The organism is Youngimonas ophiurae (nom. illeg.) (assembly GCF_049803795.1).
Taxonomy (GTDB): Bacteria; Pseudomonadota; Alphaproteobacteria; order Rhodobacterales; family Rhodobacteraceae; genus Thalassobius.
In genome coordinates this window covers 83,231-101,502 of sequence record NZ_JBNAGJ010000005.1, presented here as the reverse complement: position 1 = coordinate 101,502, position 18,272 = coordinate 83,231, and the positions used below count along the sequence as shown (strand labels likewise).

The 18,272-nt window shown below is 62.5% G+C and carries 15 protein-coding genes; 5 read left to right on the top strand and 10 right to left on the bottom strand.

Annotated elements, in window-relative coordinates:
- Positions 1-4 precede the first annotated feature (4 nt).
- Complete coding sequence (locus tag ACP15O_RS12290; RefSeq protein ID WP_425096395.1) at positions 5-865, bottom strand: NAD(P)-dependent oxidoreductase; 861 nt, start codon at positions 863-865, stop codon at positions 5-7.
- Positions 866-950: 85 nt separating this feature from the next.
- Here ACP15O_RS12290 and ACP15O_RS12285 point away from each other — a divergent pair, with 85 nt between their 5' ends.
- Positions 951-3,425: a penicillin acylase family protein gene (locus tag ACP15O_RS12285; protein WP_425096394.1), complete on the top strand. Its 2,475-nt coding sequence runs from the start codon at positions 951-953 to the stop codon at positions 3,423-3,425.
- A 10-nt stretch (positions 3,426-3,435) separates the two neighbouring features.
- On the opposite strand, the gene hflX is transcribed toward ACP15O_RS12285, so the two are convergent.
- From hflX to trkA, 4 genes are all read right to left on the bottom strand, one after another.
- Entirely contained in the window at positions 3,436-4,710 is a 1,275-nt protein-coding gene (hflX, locus tag ACP15O_RS12280) for a GTPase HflX (protein WP_425096393.1), read from the bottom strand.
- Entirely contained in the window at positions 4,710-4,949 is a 240-nt protein-coding gene (hfq, locus tag ACP15O_RS12275; RefSeq protein ID WP_296764948.1) for an RNA chaperone Hfq, read from the bottom strand. Before hfq ends, hflX begins: the two co-directional genes overlap by 1 nt.
- 127 nt (positions 4,950-5,076) lie before the next feature.
- On the bottom strand, positions 5,077-6,588 hold the full coding sequence (locus ACP15O_RS12270) for a TrkH family potassium uptake protein (RefSeq protein WP_425096392.1): 1,512 nt from the start codon (positions 6,586-6,588) through the stop codon (positions 5,077-5,079).
- Positions 6,589-6,591: 3 nt separating this feature from the next.
- Positions 6,592-7,968 (bottom strand): Trk system potassium transporter TrkA, encoded by a 1,377-nt coding sequence (gene trkA / locus ACP15O_RS12265; RefSeq protein ID WP_425096391.1) that lies wholly within the window; start codon positions 7,966-7,968, stop codon positions 6,592-6,594.
- A gap of 111 nt (positions 7,969-8,079) precedes the next feature.
- Between trkA and ACP15O_RS12260 the strand changes: the two genes are divergently transcribed.
- Positions 8,080-8,526: a hypothetical protein gene (locus ACP15O_RS12260; RefSeq protein ID WP_425096390.1), complete on the top strand. Its 447-nt coding sequence runs from the start codon at positions 8,080-8,082 to the stop codon at positions 8,524-8,526.
- 85 nt (positions 8,527-8,611) lie between these two features.
- Here ACP15O_RS12260 and ntrX read toward each other — a convergent pair whose 3' ends face one another.
- The 5 genes from ntrX to dusB form a co-directional block, all read right to left on the bottom strand.
- Positions 8,612-10,021, bottom strand: a complete 1,410-nt coding sequence (gene ntrX, locus ACP15O_RS12255) for a nitrogen assimilation response regulator NtrX (RefSeq protein WP_425096389.1) — start codon at positions 10,019-10,021, stop codon at positions 8,612-8,614.
- A gap of 7 nt (positions 10,022-10,028) precedes the next feature.
- Positions 10,029-12,284 carry a sensor histidine kinase NtrY-like gene (locus ACP15O_RS12250; protein WP_425096388.1) on the bottom strand — a complete coding sequence of 752 codons (2,256 nt, stop codon included), beginning with the start codon at positions 12,282-12,284 and terminating at the stop codon, positions 10,029-10,031.
- A gap of 88 nt (positions 12,285-12,372) precedes the next feature.
- Entirely contained in the window at positions 12,373-13,743 is a 1,371-nt protein-coding gene (locus ACP15O_RS12245; RefSeq protein WP_425096387.1) for a response regulator, read from the bottom strand.
- Positions 13,743-14,831 (bottom strand): two-component system sensor histidine kinase NtrB, encoded by a 1,089-nt coding sequence (locus tag ACP15O_RS12240; protein WP_425096386.1) that lies wholly within the window; start codon positions 14,829-14,831, stop codon positions 13,743-13,745. Before ACP15O_RS12240 ends, ACP15O_RS12245 begins: the two co-directional genes overlap by 1 nt.
- Positions 14,831-15,826 (bottom strand): tRNA dihydrouridine synthase DusB, encoded by a 996-nt coding sequence (gene dusB, locus ACP15O_RS12235; RefSeq protein ID WP_425096385.1) that lies wholly within the window; start codon positions 15,824-15,826, stop codon positions 14,831-14,833. Before dusB ends, ACP15O_RS12240 begins: the two co-directional genes overlap by 1 nt.
- Positions 15,827-16,019: 193 nt before the next feature.
- Here dusB and ACP15O_RS12230 point away from each other — a divergent pair, with 193 nt between their 5' ends.
- The 3 genes from ACP15O_RS12230 to ACP15O_RS12220 are packed head-to-tail and all read left to right on the top strand — an operon-like array spanning position 16,020 to position 18,108.
- The gene (locus tag ACP15O_RS12230; protein WP_425096384.1) at positions 16,020-17,153 is read left to right on the top strand and encodes a bifunctional 2-C-methyl-D-erythritol 4-phosphate cytidylyltransferase/2-C-methyl-D-erythritol 2,4-cyclodiphosphate synthase; all 1,134 of its coding nucleotides are present in this window, start codon (positions 16,020-16,022) and stop codon (positions 17,151-17,153) included.
- Positions 17,150-17,641 carry a phosphatidylglycerophosphatase A family protein gene (locus tag ACP15O_RS12225; protein WP_425096383.1) on the top strand — a complete coding sequence of 164 codons (492 nt, stop codon included), beginning with the start codon at positions 17,150-17,152 and terminating at the stop codon, positions 17,639-17,641. Before ACP15O_RS12230 ends, ACP15O_RS12225 begins: the two co-directional genes overlap by 4 nt.
- Positions 17,638-18,108 carry a CinA family protein gene (locus ACP15O_RS12220; RefSeq protein WP_425096382.1) on the top strand — a complete coding sequence of 157 codons (471 nt, stop codon included), beginning with the start codon at positions 17,638-17,640 and terminating at the stop codon, positions 18,106-18,108. Before ACP15O_RS12225 ends, ACP15O_RS12220 begins: the two co-directional genes overlap by 4 nt.
- Positions 18,109-18,272 lie beyond the last annotated feature (164 nt).

The window sequence follows — 18,272 nt, the reverse complement described above, 5'->3', positions numbered from 1 at the left end:
CGGGTTAATCCAGCGCGCGCAGGCGTTTGAGCAGGCTTGACGTATCCCAGCGCCCGCCGCCCAGTTTCTGCACATCCTTGTAGAACTGATCCACCAGCGCCGTGACAGGCAAGGAGGCCTGGATCTCATCGGCGGTGGACAGGCAGATATTCAGATCCTTGCGCATCCAATCGACGGCGAACCCGTGCTCGAATTCATCGTCCAGCATGGTTTCATAGCGGTTCACCATCTGCCAGCTGCCGGCGGCGCCGCCTCCGATGACCTCGACCACGGCGCGCCCGTCCAGGCCTGCCTTTTCAGCGAAATGGAGCCCTTCGGACAGGCCCTGGACCAGCCCGGCGATGCAGATCTGATTCACCATTTTGCACATCTGGCCCATGCCGCTGTCGCCCAGGCGTTTGCACATCTTCGCATAGGCGTCGATCACCGGGACCGCGGCATCGTAAGCGGCCTGATCGCCGCCGCACATGACCACCAGCTGGCCGTTTTCCGCCCCAGCCTGCCCGCCGGACACCGGCGCATCCACAAAGGCCACGCCCTGCCCAGCCAGCTCGCGCGTGACAGCGGCCGAGACCGTGGTGTGATCGACGAAAACCGCGCCTTCGGACATGCCGGCAAAGGCACCATCGGGGCCGGTGCAGACGGCGCGCAAATCGTCATCATTGCCCACACAGGCCATCACGAAATCGCAGCCCGCCGCCGCCGCGCGCGGGGTCAGAGCCATCGCGCCGCCATGTTCGGCCACCCAGGCCTCAGCCTTGGCGGCGGTGCGGTTATAGACCACCACCTCGTGGCCGGCCTTTACCAGATGGCCTGCCATCGGATAGCCCATCACTCCTAGGCCCAGAAACGCCACTTTCGCCATGTCTCACCTCGCTTGCATTTGTATTCGCCTTCGTTTGTGGCTAGCTAACGGGGCAAAGGCAAGGGCGAACAGGGACTCTGGGCATATGGTAACATTCATCCGATGGCTATTTCGCCTGACCGGCGCGCTGATCATCCTGGCGGTTCTGGCGGTGCTGGTGGTGTACTATCTGGCGGCGGGCTCTTTGCCGGAATATGACAAACGCCTGCGGGTGACGGGCCTGACCACCCCTGTGGAAATCGTGCGCGACAATGCCAATGTGCCGCATGTCTTTGGCGGGACGGATCCGGATGTGTTCTTTGGGTTGGGCTATGCTCATGCGCAGGACCGGCTGTGGCAGATGACCACGATGCGCCGCACGGTGCAGGGCCGCCTGTCCGAGGTCTTTGGCCCCCGCACCATCGAGATCGACAAGCTGATGCGCCGGTTTGATCTGTATACGCTGGCCAAGCAATCGGTCGCGGTGCAGGACGCGCGCACCCAGACGGCTCTGAATGCCTATGCCGCCGGGGTGAACGCCCGCATCTCCGAGGTCAATGATCGGGCCCTTGGCCGTGGCGCGCCTGAAATGTTCCTGTTCAATGCGCCCATCGCCCCGTGGACGCCTGCGGATTCGGTGGCCTTGGTCAAGCTGATGGCGGTGCAGATGATGCGCCAGCTGGAAACCGAGGTGCTGCGCGCCCGCACATCGCTGCTGCTGCCCGATCCGAACCGTCTGGCCGATATTCTGCCCGATGCGCCAGGCAGCGGCGTGGCGGCGCTGCCCTCTTATGCCGATCTGATGGACACTGCGCTGCCCCGGTTTGCCGCCGGGCGCGCGCCCGCGCGCGATCCGCTGTCGCCCTTCCATGGGCGCGAGCTGTCCGGTGCCTCGAATGCCTGGGCGGCTTCGGCCAGCCGCTCGGCTGCGGGCGGCACGCTTCTGGCCAACGATCCGCATCTGGGCTTTTCCGCGCCCACGATCTGGTATCTGGCACGCCTGCAACTGACCGATGGCGGCATCATCGGCGCCACCATTCCCGGCATTCCCACGGTGCTGTCGGGGCGATCCGAGGCCCTGGGATGGGCGGTCACGTCCTCTTATATGGATGATCTGGACATCTATGTCGAAAAACTGAACCCCGAAAACCCCGAGCAATATCAGACCCCTACTGGCTTCAAACCCTTTATCACGCGCAAATCCATCATTCAGATCGCGGACGAGCCGCCCGTCACCATGACCCTGCGCTGGACAGAAAACGGCCCCGTGCTGCCCGCCAGCCATGCCGACCTGGGCGCGATCACCCCTCCCGGCCATGTGACCAGCATCGCCTGGACGGCGCTGTCCCCGCGCGACACCAGCCTGTCGGCGGGGCTTGCGCTGATGTATGCGCGCTCGGTCCAGGATGGGATCGCCGCGCTAGAGCCTTTCGTGGCCCCTTCGCAGAACATCACCCTGGCCGATCGTAGCCAGATCGCGCTGAAAACCGTGGGGGCGATGCCGCGCCGCTCGTCCCGGCATCAGTCCAAGGGGCGGCTGCCCTCGCCCGGATGGATTCAGGAAAACCGCTGGCAGGGGCGCTCGGCCTATGCGGCGAATCCCGAGTTCGTGCAGCCCATCGGCGGGATCGTCGGCAACACCAACAACAAAACCGTGGACCGGCCCTTTCCGCTGCATGTCAGTTTCGATTGGGGCGATACGCAGCGCATCCAGCGCTGGAACCGCCTGATGCAAAGCCGTCAGGTCCATACTCGCGACAGTTTCATCGAGGCCCAGCTGGACACTGTCAGCCCCGCCGCCCGCACCATCCTGCCGCTGATCGCCGCCGATCTGTGGTTCACCGGCGAGACCGCCCCCGAGGGCACCCCCGAACGCCAGCGCCAGCGCGCGCTGGACTTGCTGGCCGAATGGAACGGTGAAATGAACGAGCACATGCCCGAACCGCTGATCTATTCAGCCTGGGTGCGCGCGCTGCAAAAACGCCTGATCCAGGACGAACTGGGCCCGCTGTCCGAACAGTTCACCCATGTCGAACCCCTGTTTTTAGAACGTGTTTTCAAGGATGTAGACGGGGCCTCGGTTTGGTGTGACGTGCTGCAATCGGCCCCGCAGGAAACCTGTTCGGACATGGCGCGCATGGCGCTGAACGATGCGCTGATCTGGATCGAGGAACGCTATGGCAGCGCGCTGGAATCGCTGCGCTGGGGCGATGCGCATCAGGCGACGCATGACCATCCCGTGCTGGGTGACGTGCCCGTGCTCAAGCATTTCGTGAATATCCGGCAGTCTACCTCGGGCGGGGATTTCACCCTGATGCGCGGCAAAACCAGTGGCGAGCCTGAGGCGCCGTTCCTGAACGTGCATGGGGCGGGCTATCGCGGGGTCTATGATTTTGCGGATCCGGACAGCTCGGTTTTTATCATTTCCACCGGGCAATCGGGGCATTTCCTGTCGCGTCATTATGACGATCTGGGCGAGCTGTGGCGGCGCGGCGAATATATCCCGATGTCGCTGGACGTGGATCTGGCGCGCGCCGCCGCCGTTGGGACAACCCTGCTGATGCCGCGCGGCCAGAACTAGGCCGCGCCGATCAGAATTCGCGGAACCGTTTTTCCTGCCGATCCGTCCAGCGCACCGTCAGGTTAAAGCCGGTTTCGTCCTGCTGTTCGTCCTCGACAACCTCTTGTGCAAACAGCCAGGCGCGTTTTTTGCCTTCGGAAAACCCAAGGTGCAGCGTGGACAGGTGCCGCTCCGAGGCCAGCGCCCGCGTGATCGCCTCCATCAGGTCGGGCAGGCCTTCGCCCGTGATGGCCGAGATCGCCAGAACGCTGTCCTCACGCGCGGCACGGGCGACATGAGCCGCTTTAGCTTCGCGTTCTAAGTTGTCGATTTTGTTCCAGACTTCCAGAACGGGGACATCTTTGGACATGCCTAAAGAGTCCATGATCTCCAGAACATCCGCCGCCTGATTTTCCGTCTCGGAATGCGAAATGTCGCGGACATGCAGCACCAGATTGGCGGCCAGCACCTCTTCCAGAGTGGCGCGGAAGGCGGCCACCAGTTCGGTCGGCAGATCGCTGATGAACCCCACAGTGTCCGACAAGATCACCTCGGGGCCGCCATCGGGCAATTGCACCCGCCGCATGGTCGGGTCCAGCGTGGCAAACAGCATATCCTTGGCCATCACCTGGGCCCCGGTCAGCCGGTTGAACAGCGTGGATTTGCCCGCGTTCGTGTAGCCCACCAGAGCCACGATGGGAAACGGCACCTTGGCCCGCGCGGCCCGGTGCAATTCGCGGGTTTTGACCACCTTATCCAGCTGCCGACGCAGGCGGACCAATTGTTCGTCGATCGCGCGCCGGTCGGCCTCGATCTGGGTTTCGCCGGGACCGCCGACAAAGCCCAACCCGCCGCGCTGACGTTCCAGGTGGGTCCAGGCGCGCACCAGACGCGTGCGTTGATATGACAGCGCCGCCATCTCCACCTGCAACACACCTTCGCGGGTGCGAGCGCGGTCACTGAAAATTTCGAGGATCAGGCCCGTCCGGTCCAAGAGTTTGACTTTCCACTCTTTTTCCAGGTTCCGTTGCTGAACAGGCGTCACCGGACCATCGACCAGAACCAGCCCGACCTCGGCCTCTTTCAGCTTGGTTTTCAGCTCTTCGATCTTGCCCGACCCAAACAACATCCCCGGATGCGGGCGGGCGACGCGCACGGTTTCAGCCCCCACGACCTCAAGATCAGGGAGAGCCGCAGCCAGAGAAACGGCCTCGGCCAGCGCGAACTCTGGGTCGCGGCGGTCACGTTCGGATTTGATATCGGGATGCAGAACCCAGGCTCGGGTTGCCTCCCGCTCGTGCGTCATCAATTGCTGTCGTCGCCATCATACAGGTTGATGGGTTGCGCCGGCATGATCGTCGAAATCGCGTGCTTATACACCAGCTGCGATTGCCCATCGCGGCGCAAAAGCACACAGAAATTATCAAACCAGGTGATAACCCCTTGAAGTTTAACGCCATTAATCAGGAAGATCGTGACCGGAATCTTGGTCTTCCGCGTGTGATTTAGAAATGCGTCTTGCAAGTTTTGCTTATCGGAAGCCATAAAATAGACCTTTATTCTTGCGCGGGGCCGCGGCCCGGCCCCATTCCCTTGGGGCGAGTATGTCGCGCCTGCGAAGGAGTTTCCAGCCCTAAAATCAAATCGTTAAAGCCGAGCGGGCCAATTTGTCTTAGCGGCGCCACTGATCGCTGGTGATCAGGGCAATGATGGCCAGCATTTCCAGACGTCCCAGCACCATGGCTGCGCAAAAGCTTAATTTTGCCGCGGGGGACAGATCCACCAGGACGATCGGCGTTTCCGGCGCCATATCGACCAGCGGCCCGGTCGTGCTGAGCGCGGATACGGCCAGGATGATCGCATTTTCGAATTTCAGGCCAAACCCCGCAAAAAGCACGGTAAATCCGGCAATCGAGAGCGCAAACAGCATGAAGAAAATCCAGGCGATATAGGCCCCCTGTTTGCGGATTTTGCGCGAATAGCCCTGCGTGCGCCCCACCGAGGACGGATGGGCCAGGCGCTCCATTTCGCGCAGCCCGTTCAGATACAGCGCCCAGACGCGCAGCAATTTCACCCCGCCGGCCGTGGTGGCCACGCCGCCGCCGATCAACGCCAGCCCCAGGAAAATCAGCCCCGGCGTGCTTAGCCCGCTCCAGTGCTGCGCCGTCACCCAATCGGCGCTTTGGAATCCGGTGGTTGTCAGGAAGGACAGCGTGGTGAACAGCCCCCCCCACAGCGCGCGCAGCGCCAGAAGGATGCCGTCTTCTTCGAAATCATGCAGGCCGATCCAGTGCCGCAGAAACAACAGCGCCGGAATCGCCGAGACGATCAGCAGGCCCAGACGGAATTCCGGGTCATGCAGCACATCGCGGCGCGCCGCGGTGACCGAGTCGCCCGAAAACGTCAGCCGAGACAAGGAGAACAGCAAAAACAAGGCCATAACCGCCTCGCCTGGGAATCCCGAGGTCGCCATTTCCGTCCCCCCTATCGGGGAAATCCCGCTGGTCGCCATCACCGACATCGCATGGGACAGCGCCACCAGGGGGCGGTCTCCGCTGATCACCAGCATGATCCACAGCGCCAGCGTCAGCCCGCCGTAGATCGGAAACAACAGGCGTGTCACCCGCAGGATGCGTTTTTGTGGATCGGCCGCATCCAGCCCCCGGTCCAGCCCGTCGCTATGGCCCGGCTCCAGGGTCGAGGTCACCTCGAAACCGCCCAGGTTCAGCGGCGCCAGAATGGCCGCAGCCGCCACCCACATCACCAGCCCGCCCAGCCAGCCGACCTGCGCGCGCCACAGATGCTGCGTGTCGCTCAGACGGGCGGGATCGAACAGCGTGGCGCCCGTGGTGGTCAGGCTGGATACCATTTCAACATAGGCATTCAGAAAGGTGGTGGTGCGCAGGGCCTCGTAGAAGGGGACGGCCAGCATCAGCGGCAACAGGCTGAAACAGGCGAACAACGCCAGCAGATTGCCCATGTCGCCACGTTTGCGGGTGCGCGCGGACAGGGCCAGCGCCACCAGCACGACGATCAGCAAAAACAGCGTGCCGGAATAGAAAAACGCGCGGGCCTCGCGATGGCTGTTCACTGCCAGCGCATGGGCCGAGGGCACATACATCGACAGCGCCCCCGATCCCATCAGCAGCAAAAACAAGGGCTGTTTGCGTATCGCGGCCCACATGGATCAGAAGAAATCAATCGAGACTTGCAGCAGACGTTCCACCTCGGGGACGTCCGACGCCATCGAGAAGATGACGATCACATCGCCCTCGTTCACGCGGGTGTCGCTTTGCGGTTTGACCACTTTATCGCCCTTCAGGATACCGCCCACCAGCACGCCCTCGGGGAAGTCGATGTCGCGGATTTTCTGGCCCGATATGGGCGAGGTGGACAGGACTTCGGCCTCGATCATTTCGGCCTCGGCATCACCAATCGAATAGACGCCGCGCACCCGCCCGTGCCGGATATGCCGCAAGATCGAGGACACGGTGGTCGCGCGCGGGTTGATATAGGCGTCAATCCCCAGAGGGCCCATCATCGGGCTGAGCGTGGGATCGTTGATCAGGGCGATGGCCATCGGGCAGCCCTCGGTTTTGGCGCGCACGGCGGCCAGCATGTTGGTTTTGTCATCGTCAGTGACGCACAGAACCGCATCGGCGCGGGCAATATTCGCCTCGGCCAGAAGCCCCGAATCCAGACCATCGCCATTCAGCACAATGGTCCGTTCCAGCGCGTCGGCGGCATGTTCTGCGTTTTTACGTTTCTTTTCAATCACTTTGGCGCGGATACGTTCGGCGCGGGTTTCCAGCGCCTGCGCCACGGCCAGGCCGACATTACCGCCGCCGATAATCACCACGCGTTCCTGTTTCTTCGAGGTTTTGCCGAACACCTCCATCGTGCGCGGCACGTCCTCGTTCACGGCAAAGAGATAGCACGCATCGCCCACGAACAGCTGATCACCGGGATCGGGGGCAAAAAGCGTGCCCTCGCGGCGCACCCCCACCACCACCACACGCAGGGTAGAGAACAGCTCGGACAATTGGCGCAAAGGCGTGTTGACGATCGGGCAATCCTCTTCGATCGTGATCCCCAGCAGCTGCGCGCGCCCATCCATGAACCGTTCGGTATCAAAGGCCTGAGGCGAGGCCAGGCGCTGCAAGGCGGCCTCGGCCACCTCGCGTTCTGGGCTGATCACCACGTCAATCGGCAGGTGATCGCGGCGATAGAGATCGGAATAGATCGCGGTCAGATAGCTTTGGCTGCGCAGGCGGGCGATTTTGCGGGGGATGTTGAACACCGAATGGGCCACCTGGCAGGTGACCATGTTCACCTCGTCCGAATAGGTGGCGGCAATGATCATATCCGCATCGCGCGCGCCCGCCTGATCCAGCACATCCGGATAAGAGGCAAACCCCGCGATCCCCTGCACATCCAGCGTATCCGTCGCGCGGCGCACCAGATCGGGGTTATTGTCCACGACGGTCACGTCGTTGCGCTCTCCGGACAGGTGGCGCGCGATCTGCCACCCAACCTGACCCGCGCCGCAGATGATGACTTTCATGGCAACGATCCCCTGTTGTCAGGGGCCTTGGATGACATGCCCCCCGCCCATGGTCAATTGATTATTGATGCCGCAGCACCTAGCTTAGACATATCTGCAACGGAGGCTCTCATGCGGCAGTATTTGCTTGTTTCAGCAGCGTTTGGCCTGTTGGCCGGCTGTTTTCCCGTCGATGTCTATCACAAAACCGGGGCGTCTTTGGCGCGCCTGCAAGCGGATGAAACCGCCTGCCAGGTAAAGGCCCTGAAAGAGGTGCCGGTCAACAAAATGACGCGCATCACCCCGCCGCGCACCCTGCCCCGGCAGATCTGCAACAGCGAAGGGGACTGCCGCGTCGTCTATATGGAATTCGGCGGCGAGGTGGAAACCTATGATGCCAACGCCCCCCTGCGCGCCAAATACGAGGCCCAATGCATGGCCGACAAAGGCTATGCCCAGATCGAGCTGCCGCTGTGCGAAACCCGCCCGGACGCCCTGCCCGGCACGGTTCCCGCGCTTAGCCAGACCAGCTGCGCCGTAAAGACCAAAACGGGCTACCGGGCGGTCACGCCAGAGTAATCTTTCGGGCCAGAGTAATCTTTCGGACCAGAGCGTTCTTGCGGGCCCGCGTGCTGTTCGGGCCCGTGTGTTTAACCTGCGGGTTTTAAGCCTGCGTGTCCTCGCCCTCGACATGAGCGATGCGGGCGCCCGATTTGTTGGATGTGACCACATTCAGCGATTTGAGCTTGCGATGCAGGGCCGAGCGCTCCATCCCGACGAAATTCGCCGTGCGGCTGATGTTGCCGCCAAATCGGTTGATCTGCGTCAACAGATATTCGCGTTCGAACACCTCGCGCGCTTCGCGCAGCGGCAGGGTCGCCAGCGCGCCAGACAACACCACGCGCCCCTCTTCGCCGGTTTCGCCCTTGTCCTCGGGCAGTTCACGCGCCTGAATAGGCCCGGTGCCATCCCCCAGGATCAGCACCCGTTCGATCAGGTTGCGCAACTGGCGCACATTCCCCGGCCAGATCATCGTCTGCATCAGCGCTGTCGCATCCTCGGAAAACGCGCGCATGGGCAGGCCCTGACTTTGATGCAGCATCGCAACGAAATGGTTGGACAGCTCGGGGATATCCTCGCGCCGGTCCTCAAGCGAGGGCACCGCAATCGGCACCACATTCAGCCGGTGATACAGCTCTTGGCGGAAGTTGCCCGCGGCGATCTCGGCCTCCAGATCGCGGTTGGTCGAGGAAATGACCCGCAGATCCACCCGCACCTTATCCGAGCCCCCCACCCGCATGAATTGCTGATCCACCAGCACCCGCAGGATTTTCGATTGCGTGCCCAGGGGCATGTCCGCGACCTCGTCAAAGAACACCACGCCGCCGTGCGCCTGTTCCAGCAGGCCGGGTTTGACCCCGCTTTCGGCGCTTTCCTGGCCGAACAGGACCTCCTCCATGCGCTCTGGTTCGATCGAGGCGCAGCTGACCGTCACAAAGGGTCCCGAGGCGCGGTTCGATTTGGCATGGATATAGCGCGCGGCCACGTCCTTGCCCGCGCCGGCCGGTCCGCTCAGCATCACGCGGCCGTTGGATTTCGTCACCTTATCCAATTGCGAGACCAGCGCCCGGAACGCGGCCGAGCTGCCCACCATATCGGCCGAGCTAACATCGCTGCGCCGCAGTTCCTGATTTTCCCGCCGCAGGCGCGAGGTTTCCATCGCGCGGCGGATCACCACCAGCAACTGGTCGATATTAAAGGGTTTTTCGATAAAATCATAAGCGCCCTGCTTGATCGCGGCGACGGCGATTTCAATATTGCCATGGCCGGAAATAATGACCACCGGCACATCCGGATTGTCGCGTTTCACCGTTTTCAGAATGTCGATTCCATCCATCCGGCTGTCTTTCAGCCAGATGTCCAGAATGATCAGCGCGGGCGGTTCGGCGTTGATCTCTTTCATCGCGTCGTCGGAATTGCCGGCCAGCCGCGTGGTATAGCCCTCGTCCTCAAGAATGTCCGAGATCAGCTCTCGAATGTCGCGCTCATCGTCTACGATCAGGATGTCACTCATGGCGTCCTCAAATTGGGTTTTCTTCTAATTTTTGTTCAGTATCGGCCAGCGGCAGACGGATCACCGCCATCGCGCCGAAATGCGTGGCCCCGTCAAAGACGGGCGCGTCCTCCAGTGTCAGCGTGCCGCCATGTTCCTCGATGATTTTGCGCACGATGGGCAGGCCCAGCCCGGTCCCCTCAGAGCGCGTTGTCACATAGGGTTCGAACAGGCTGGCGCGGTCCTCGGGCAGGCCGATCCCATTGTCCGAGATACGGATGACCGCCCATTGCCCCTCGCGTTCAGAGGCGATACGGATCTGCGGGGAAAGCCCCTCAATATCGCCTTTTTCCCTTAAGGTTTCAATGGCTTCTCCGGCATTCTTAATCAAGTTCGTGAAGGCCTGATTGATCATCGTCGCGTCCAGATCGCCGGTCAGGTCATCCTCGGTCAGTGCGGTTTCGAACCGGACATCGGGCTGGCCGCTCTGTTGCAGAACAACAGCGTCGCGCAGCAGTTTGCTCAGGCTTTCGTTGCGGCGATCGGGTTCCGGCATCCGGGCGAATTTTGAAAACTCGTCCACGATCCGCCGCAGATCATTCGTCTGCCGCACGATGACGGCGGTCAGCTGCTCCAGATCCTCAACCAGGGGGGCGTCCAGATGGCGGCTGAATTTGCGCTTGATCCGCTCGGCGCTTAGCTGGATCGGCGTCAGCGGGTTCTTGATCTCATGCGCGATGCGGCGCGCCACGTCGCCCCAGGCCGCCATGCGCTGCGCCGTCACCAGATTGGTCACATCGTCAAAGGCCACCACATAGCCCTCCAGCCGGCCCTCTTCGGTTTCGCGCGTTGCCATACGCACCAGCAGGTTTTCCAGCTGCCCATTGCGGCTGACCTTGATTTCCTCTTGAACGGCGGGGCCGTTGCCCTGACGCAGTTTTTCATACAGAGGGCCGAATTCGGGCACCGCCACTTTCAGCGCCAGCGATTGCTGTTCGTCCTGCCAATCCAGCAGACGCTGCGCCGAGCGGTTCACAAAAGTCACCCGACCCGTCGCATCCAGCCCCACCACGCCCGAGGTAACGGAACTCAGCACGGAATCGAACAGCCGCCGGCGCCGCTCGATCTGGCGAGTGTTTTCCAGCAAGGTTTCGCGCTGGCCCTTCAGCTGCCGGGTCATCTGGTTGAAATAGCGGCCCAGCATGGCGATTTCGTCATCGCCCTCTTCCTCGACCACCTGCACATCCAGATCGCCCGAGCCCACCCGCTGCGCCGCCCCCGTCAGCCGCCCGACGGGGCGCGACAGGCGCTCGGCAAACCACAGGCCCAGCCAGATCGCGGCCAGGATCAGGATCACCGCAAACCCCAGATAGATCAGCCCGAATTCAAACAGCACCCGGCCCCGTTCATTTTCCAGCTGCTGATAGAAACGCGCGGTTTCCTGGGTGTCGTCCAGCAGGCTTAGCAATTCGCCATCCACGTTGCGGCTGACATAGAGGAACCGATCGGCAAAAGTGTCCAGATGCACCAGCGCGCGAAACTCGTTATTGTCCCAGTCCTCGATGATCAGGATATCGTCTTCGGTGGCCTCGGTCAGTTGCTGGGGGCTGGGCTGTTCGAAATCAAACAAATAAGAGCGATCCCCCCGCGCCCTGATTTCCCCTGATCCGTCAATGACATAGGCCTCGCGCAGGCCACGCTGTATCTGGGCCTGCCCCTGGGTCAGCACGCGGCGGATATCGGCATCCCCCATGAAGGGCGTGATCCGCCGGGTGGCATCCAGAATCCCCGCCAGCGCCAGCGCATCCTGGCGCAGATCGCGGCGGTGTTCGTCCTCATAGGCTTCGGCCGCCTCCAGCGATGACCCCACCACCTGCCGCACCCGATCCGAGAACCAGCCCTCAAGCCCCACATTCACCGTCAGCGCCGCGAAAATCGCAACGGACACCGTGGGGATCAGCGCCAGAATGGCAAAGGCCCCCGTCAACCGCAGGTGCAGGCGGGATCCCGCCGATTTCGCCCGCCGGGCCGAGATCAACCCCACGATCCGCTGCAAAACCAGCGCCGCAACCAGCAGTACATAGACGAAATCGGCCAGCAGAATCAGCCGCAGGCTGAGCGAGGAAGAGCCCTGATCCAGCGGCCCCAAAATCAGAAAAGTCGAGATCGCCAGCACCGGCCCCAGCAGCACCAAGGCAAAGGTCGCCGCGTTTTGCACGCGCCGTTGACGTCTAAGACGTTGGAACTTCTTCCAGGTCGAGTTGTATCGTGTCCGGGCTGTCACCCGCCACTCCATCCTGATGTTTGGCCCATGCGGGCCGACCGCTCTTATGCTGTGGCCCGTGTATTCGGGCCACTATTCTGTTGCGGTTTTACATCAATTTGCGGCGGCGAGTCACGCGAATATCCAGGTCGGTGATTTTCTTGCGCAGGGTATTGCGGTTGATCCCCAGCAGATCGGCGCATTTTGCCTGGTTGCCGCCTGTCGCCTCCAGCGCGATTTCGATCAGGGGCTGCTCCACCTCTTTCAGGATCCGGCCATACAGCCCCGGAGGCGGCAGCATATTGCCATGCAGATCGAAATACCGGCGCAGATGGCGCGCAACCGAGGCCGACAGTTTCTCGGTATCGCCGCCGCCCAGGACGGGCTCCATTTCGGGCTGGTTGCCCAGCACGGCCTCAACCTCAGCCCGCGCGATTTCATCCGTGCGCGAGGTCAGCACCAACCGTTTGATCGCATTCTCCAACTGGCGCACATTGCCCGGCCAGCTGTAGACGCGCATCAGCTCCAGCGCGTCCTTGGACAGCACCCGCGTGGGCGCGCCCTCGCGTTCGGCCCGCGCCAGGAAATGATCGGCCAGCAGGGGAATATCCTCGACCCGTTCACGCAAGGACGGCACCTGAAGCGTGGCTCCGGACAGGCGGTAGTACAGATCCTGGCGCATATTACCCTTCTCCAGCGAATCCGACAGATCGCGCTGGCTGGTGGCCATAAAGCGCGGCACGTGATCGCCGGGGCTGTCCATCATGCGCACGATCCGGGCCTGTACCTCGGGGTCGATATCGCCGATCTCGTCGATCAGCAGCGTGCCGCCCTTGACCCGCGCCAGAATGCGGGCCGGGCCCTCGATGTCTTGCAGATCGCTGACGGTGGCGGTGACAAACGGCAGGTTCCGCCGATCCGAAAAATCGTGAATCGCCTTGGCAATCAAAGACTTGCCAGTTCCGGATTCGCCCGCGATCAGCACCGGCAAATCGGTATTCATCACCTTGGCCACCAGCCGGTACAGCGCCTGCATTGCCGGCGTCCGCCCGACCAGAGGCAGATCGTCTGGGCGGTCGTTTTCCTCGGCCGGGCGCACGGCGGGGGCGGCGCGGCGGCGCTGATCCAGCGCGCGGGCCGTCCGTTTCATCAGGTCCGGCAAATCGAAGGGTTTGGGCAGGTAATCATAGGCCTCGGCCTCGGCGGCCTGAATGGCGGTCATGATGGTGTTCTGCGCCGAGATTACGATGACCGGCAGACCGGGGCGATCCTCGGCGATCTTGGGCAGCATCTCCAGCCCGTTGCCATCGGGCATCATCACGTCGCTGATCACCACATCGCCTTTGCCCTCGGCGACCCATCGCATCAGCGTGGTCAGGGACGAGGTGGCGTGCACCTTACATCCGGCGCGGGTCAATGCCTGGGTCAGAACCGTCCGGATCGTGCGGTCATCATCGGCAACAAGTACGGTACCGTCCATTACAGGATCTCCTTCTTCTTGCGCTGCTTGCGTTCATCGGGTGCCATTGGCAGAGAGATTTTGAAAACCGTGCGCCCCGGCACTGAGTTCACCGAGATCCAGCCGTCGTGATCGCCAATGATCTTACTGACCAGAGCCAGGCCCAGCCCGGTGCCGTTTTCCCGCCCCGAGACAAACGGGTCGAACACATCGCCCTTGATGTCTTCGGGCAGGCCGGGGCCGTCGTCGATGATTTCCACCTGCAACGGCAGGGATTTGCCCGCCCCGTCGCTGCGGCGCAGCTTGAAACTGTGTTCGTAAAACGTGTGCAGGCGGATCGTGCCGCCCGATTTCGCGGCGGCCTCAGAAGCGTTTTTGATCAGGTTCAGCACCACCTGCAACAGCTGATCCGGATCGCCATGGGCCATGGGCAGCGAGGGGTCGTAATCCTCGATAATCTTCATATGCGCGCCAAACCCCAGCAGCGCCGAACGGCGCGCGCGGTCCAGAACATCGTGGATATTCACCGGCTTGCGCTCGGGTTCGGTCAGGTTTCCGAATTGTTCGACCTGCTCCAGCAGTTTCACGATGCGGCGGCTTTCGGCAACGATCAGGTCGGTCAGCTCCAGATCATCAGCGGGCAGGTTCATTGACAATAGCTGCGCCGCGCCGGTGATCCCGGCCAGCGGGTTCTTGATCTCATGGGCCAGCATTTCGGCCATGCCGATCGCCGATTTGGCCGCGGATTTGACAGAGTTGCTCTGCGTCATACGCCCGGCCAATTCCCGCGGAGAGATCAGGAACAGCATATGCCCCTCCATGCCCTGCATCGGCGCGATTTGCAGGTTGCAATGCAGCGGCGCGCGCTCGCCTGTGCCCACGTCCACATCATTGACGAACAGCGGCGTGTTGCTTTGGCGCGCCCGGACAAAGGCCTCTTCCATCGGGGCGTCGATCATGATGCGGTCCCAGACGGGCTGCCCCTTGATCGACTTGGCCGAGGCATTCAGGAACCCCTCGGCCGCGGGGTTGATGTCGGCGATATTGTCGTCCGGATCGACCAGAACCCCCGGCACCGGCAAAGAAGACCAGATTGCACAATCGTCCATCACGCGGCCTCCTCTTGAGTGTCGTTTTCGGGGGTTTCCAGGGCGTGCGGCAGCAGGCGCAGCACCTCTTGCGGGCTGCGCGCTGTCAGCACCGCGCGACGTGTTTGCGGGCCGGTTCCGGCCTCGTCCATGTACCAGCCCAGATGTTTGCGCGCGACACGCAGGCCCAGATCGGGGCCATAGAAATCCAGCATCGCCTCGTAATGCGCGCTGACCATATCCACCAGATCAGCGCCTTCGGGCCGCGTGGGGGCCGGCGCGTCATAGAGCGCGTGCGCGATTTGCGCCAGCAGCCAGGGCCGCCCCTGCGCGCCGCGCCCGACCATCACACCATCCGCGCCCGAACGGTCCAGCGCACGGCGTGCCGTTTCGGCATCCACAATATCGCCATTGGCCACCACGGGGATCTGCACGGCCTGTTTGACATTGGCAATCGCGGCCCAATCGGCGCGGCCCTTGTAGAATTGGCAGCGTGTCCGGCCGTGAATGGTGATCATCTGAATCCCGGCATTTTCCGCCCGCCGCGCCAGTTCCGGCGCGTTCAGCAGGTCATCGTCCCAGCCCAGACGCGTTTTAAGCGTCACCGGCAGATCGACCGCGCCCACCACGGCCTCGATCAGGGTCAGCGCGTGATCCAGATCCTTCAGCAGCGCCGAGCCGGAATAGCCGTTAACCACTTTCTTGGCCGGGCAGCCCATGTTGATGTCGATGATCCGGGCGCCATTTGCCTCGACCATACGGGCGGCCTCGGCCATCCATTTGGCCTCGCGCCCAGCCAGCTGCACCGAGGTATTGGCCACCTCGAATCCCAGCTCGGCCCGTTCGCGCACCCCCGGTTTGGCCTGCACCATTTCCTGGCTGGCCACCATTTCCGACACCACCAGCCCGGCCCCAAAGCGCGAGACCAGATTGCGAAAGGGCAAATCGGTGATTCCGGCCAGCGGTGCCAGAAAAACCGGAGGTGTCAGAGTGTTGTCAGCCAGTGTCAGCGGCACATGCTTAATCCTTGTGCATTTGCCTTTGACCTAGCGGATCGCCCCGCCCCCATCAATGAGCCCCGCCCAGAAATCAGACCACAACAGCCCATGTGCACAATTTTTAATCATTCAGGCAGGGCCCGCGCGATGGATTGCCCTTTGCGGCGTCTCGGCTTATGCACGTTCCAGAGGCACAAATCTTGGGGTTTTCATGCGTATCGCCGCCATCATAGTCGCCGCAGGACGCGGCAGCCGCGCGGGCGCCGGGATGCCGAAACAGTGGCGCGCAATCGCAGGAAAACGCGTGGCGGACTGGACGGTTTTCGCCTTCGCAGACCACCCCGCGATTGATCAGATCGTGCTGGTGCACCATGCCGATGATTCTGAGCAGATCGCCGCCATCGCGCCCTCTGTCATCTGCGTCACCGGCGGCGCGACGCGCGATGGCTCGGTGCGTAACGGGCTGGAGGCCCTGGCAGACGCGCCCCCCGATCTGGTGCTGATTCACGATGTCGCGCGCCCCTGCGTGCCGGCCAGCGTGATCGACGCCGTCATTGAGGCGCTGCGCGAAACCCCCGGCGCCGCCCCCGCCCTGCCGGTCACCGATGCGCTGTGGCGCGGGCAGGACAACCGGGTCACCGGAGTGCAGGACCGCGCTCAGCTTTTCCGAGCGCAGACGCCGCAGGGATTTCATTATGACGCGCTGTTGCAGGCGCATCGCGCACAGGCCGGCCCCGCCGCCGATGATGTCGAGGTCGCGCGCGCCGCCGGCCTGCCCGTCACCATCGTGCCGGGGCATGAACACAACCTGAAAATCACTCATCCCGGCGATTTTGACCGGGCGGAAAACCTATTGCGAGGACACATGGATATACGCTTGGGCAATGGCTATGACGTTCATCGGTTCGGAACAGGCGATCACGTGATCCTGTGCGGCATCAAAATCCCGCATGGGCGCGGATTGCAGGGCCATTCGGATGCGGATGTGGGGATGCACGCGGTGACGGATGCCCTGTACGGCGCGCTGGCCGAGGGCGACATCGGCCGCCATTTCCCCCCGTCGGACCCGCAATGGAAGGGCGCGGCCAGCCAGATTTTTCTGGATCACGCCGCGCGTTTGGTCGCAGCCAAAGGCTTTGCCATTTCCAACGTGGATTGTACTCTGGTCTGTGAACACCCCAAAATCGGCCCGCACGCAGCCGCCATGCAGGCCGAAATGGCGCGGATCATGGGCATTGACGCCAGCCGCGTGTCAATCAAGGCAACCACAAGCGAGCGCCTGGGCTTTACCGGACGCGAAGAAGGCATCGCCGCCCTGGCAACGGCGGCATTGGTGAAAACATGACGCATCTGATCGCGACCTTTCTCTATGCGGGCCATCTGCGCCCGGCCCCCGGCACCTGGGGATCTCTGGCCGCCCTGCCCGCCGCCTGGGCCGTCTACACGCTGACCGGGCCGTTCGGATTTTTGGCGGCGATTGCCGTGGTCTTTGCCCTGGGTTGGTGGGCCACGGCGCGCGAAACCGCCGGTCAGGACGATCACGACCCCAGCGAGATCGTGATTGACGAGGTTGCCGGCCAGTGGATCTCCCTGGCCCCGGTGATGATCGGCGCGGCGCATGTGGGCGCGGATGTGCTGGCGCTCTGGCCCGGCTGGGTGGTGGCCTTTGTGTGTTTCCGTCTGTTCGACATCTGGAAGCCCGGCCCCATAGGCTGGGCCGACCGGCGCGGAGACGCCCTGGGCGTCATGCTGGATGACGTGATCGCGGGGGTCTTTGCCGCCATCGTGGTGGTGGCCGCCGCCGCCCTGTCCCACGGAGTGCTGATGTCATGACCCCCGCCGATCTGCTGGAGCTGTACAAATCCCAGGCCCTGCGCATCGCCACGGCCGAAAGCTGCACAGGGGGGATGGTCTCGGCGGCGCTGACGGATGTGGCTGGCTCCTCGGCGGTGTTCGAGCGCGGCTTTGTCACCTACACCAACGCGGCCAAGATGCAGATGCTGGGGGTCAATCCGCAGACGCTGAAATCCTATGGTGCGGTGTCCGAACAGGTGGCCCGCGAAATGGCCGAGGGCGCTCTGGCCCAGTCCGAGGCCGACGTGGCCGTCGCCATCACCGGCATCGCGGGCCCCGGCGGATCCGAGTTCAAACCCGAGGGGCGCGTGTGCTTTGGCCTGGCCCGGATCGGACGGCCCACACAGACCGAAACCATTGAATTCGGCCCCCTGGGGCGCGCCGCCGTTCGGGCAGAATCCGTTCAAAAAGCGCTCACATTGCTCAAAGAGTCAGCAGATTCATAACGATTACATATTAATCTTAACTGCCATTTTTCGCCTACTTTTTAATCTTTATAATTATCGCCTACATTTTAGTCATATAAATTCCCCTGCGCTGCTTTCTTTTGCAAAATGAATCCGCTTGGTCCTCGCCAACCAACAAGGATGAGATTGGAAAGGAAGGACTA

What these genes read in the sequence shown, in the direction of transcription:
- ACP15O_RS12290 (WP_425096395.1), bottom strand. Translation starts at nt 865, where the DNA reads ATGGCGAAAGTGGCGTTTCTGGGCCTAGGAGTGATGGGCTATCCGATG.
- ACP15O_RS12285 (WP_425096394.1), top strand. Translation starts at nt 951, where the DNA reads ATGGTAACATTCATCCGATGGCTATTTCGCCTGACCGGCGCGCTGATC.
- hflX (WP_425096393.1), bottom strand. Translation starts at nt 4,710, where the DNA reads ATGACGCACGAGCGGGAGGCAACCCGAGCCTGGGTTCTGCATCCCGAT.
- hfq (WP_296764948.1), bottom strand. Translation starts at nt 4,949, where the DNA reads ATGGCTTCCGATAAGCAAAACTTGCAAGACGCATTTCTAAATCACACG.
- ACP15O_RS12270 (WP_425096392.1), bottom strand. Translation starts at nt 6,588, where the DNA reads ATGTGGGCCGCGATACGCAAACAGCCCTTGTTTTTGCTGCTGATGGGA.
- trkA (WP_425096391.1), bottom strand. Translation starts at nt 7,968, where the DNA reads ATGAAAGTCATCATCTGCGGCGCGGGTCAGGTTGGGTGGCAGATCGCG.
- ACP15O_RS12260 (WP_425096390.1), top strand. Translation starts at nt 8,080, where the DNA reads ATGCGGCAGTATTTGCTTGTTTCAGCAGCGTTTGGCCTGTTGGCCGGC.
- ntrX (WP_425096389.1), bottom strand. Translation starts at nt 10,021, where the DNA reads ATGAGTGACATCCTGATCGTAGACGATGAGCGCGACATTCGAGAGCTG.
- ACP15O_RS12245 (WP_425096387.1), bottom strand. Translation starts at nt 13,743, where the DNA reads ATGGACGGTACCGTACTTGTTGCCGATGATGACCGCACGATCCGGACG.
- ACP15O_RS12240 (WP_425096386.1), bottom strand. Translation starts at nt 14,831, where the DNA reads ATGGACGATTGTGCAATCTGGTCTTCTTTGCCGGTGCCGGGGGTTCTG.
- ACP15O_RS12230 (WP_425096384.1), top strand. Translation starts at nt 16,020, where the DNA reads ATGCGTATCGCCGCCATCATAGTCGCCGCAGGACGCGGCAGCCGCGCG.
- ACP15O_RS12225 (WP_425096383.1), top strand. Translation starts at nt 17,150, where the DNA reads ATGACGCATCTGATCGCGACCTTTCTCTATGCGGGCCATCTGCGCCCG.
- ACP15O_RS12220 (WP_425096382.1), top strand. Translation starts at nt 17,638, where the DNA reads ATGACCCCCGCCGATCTGCTGGAGCTGTACAAATCCCAGGCCCTGCGC.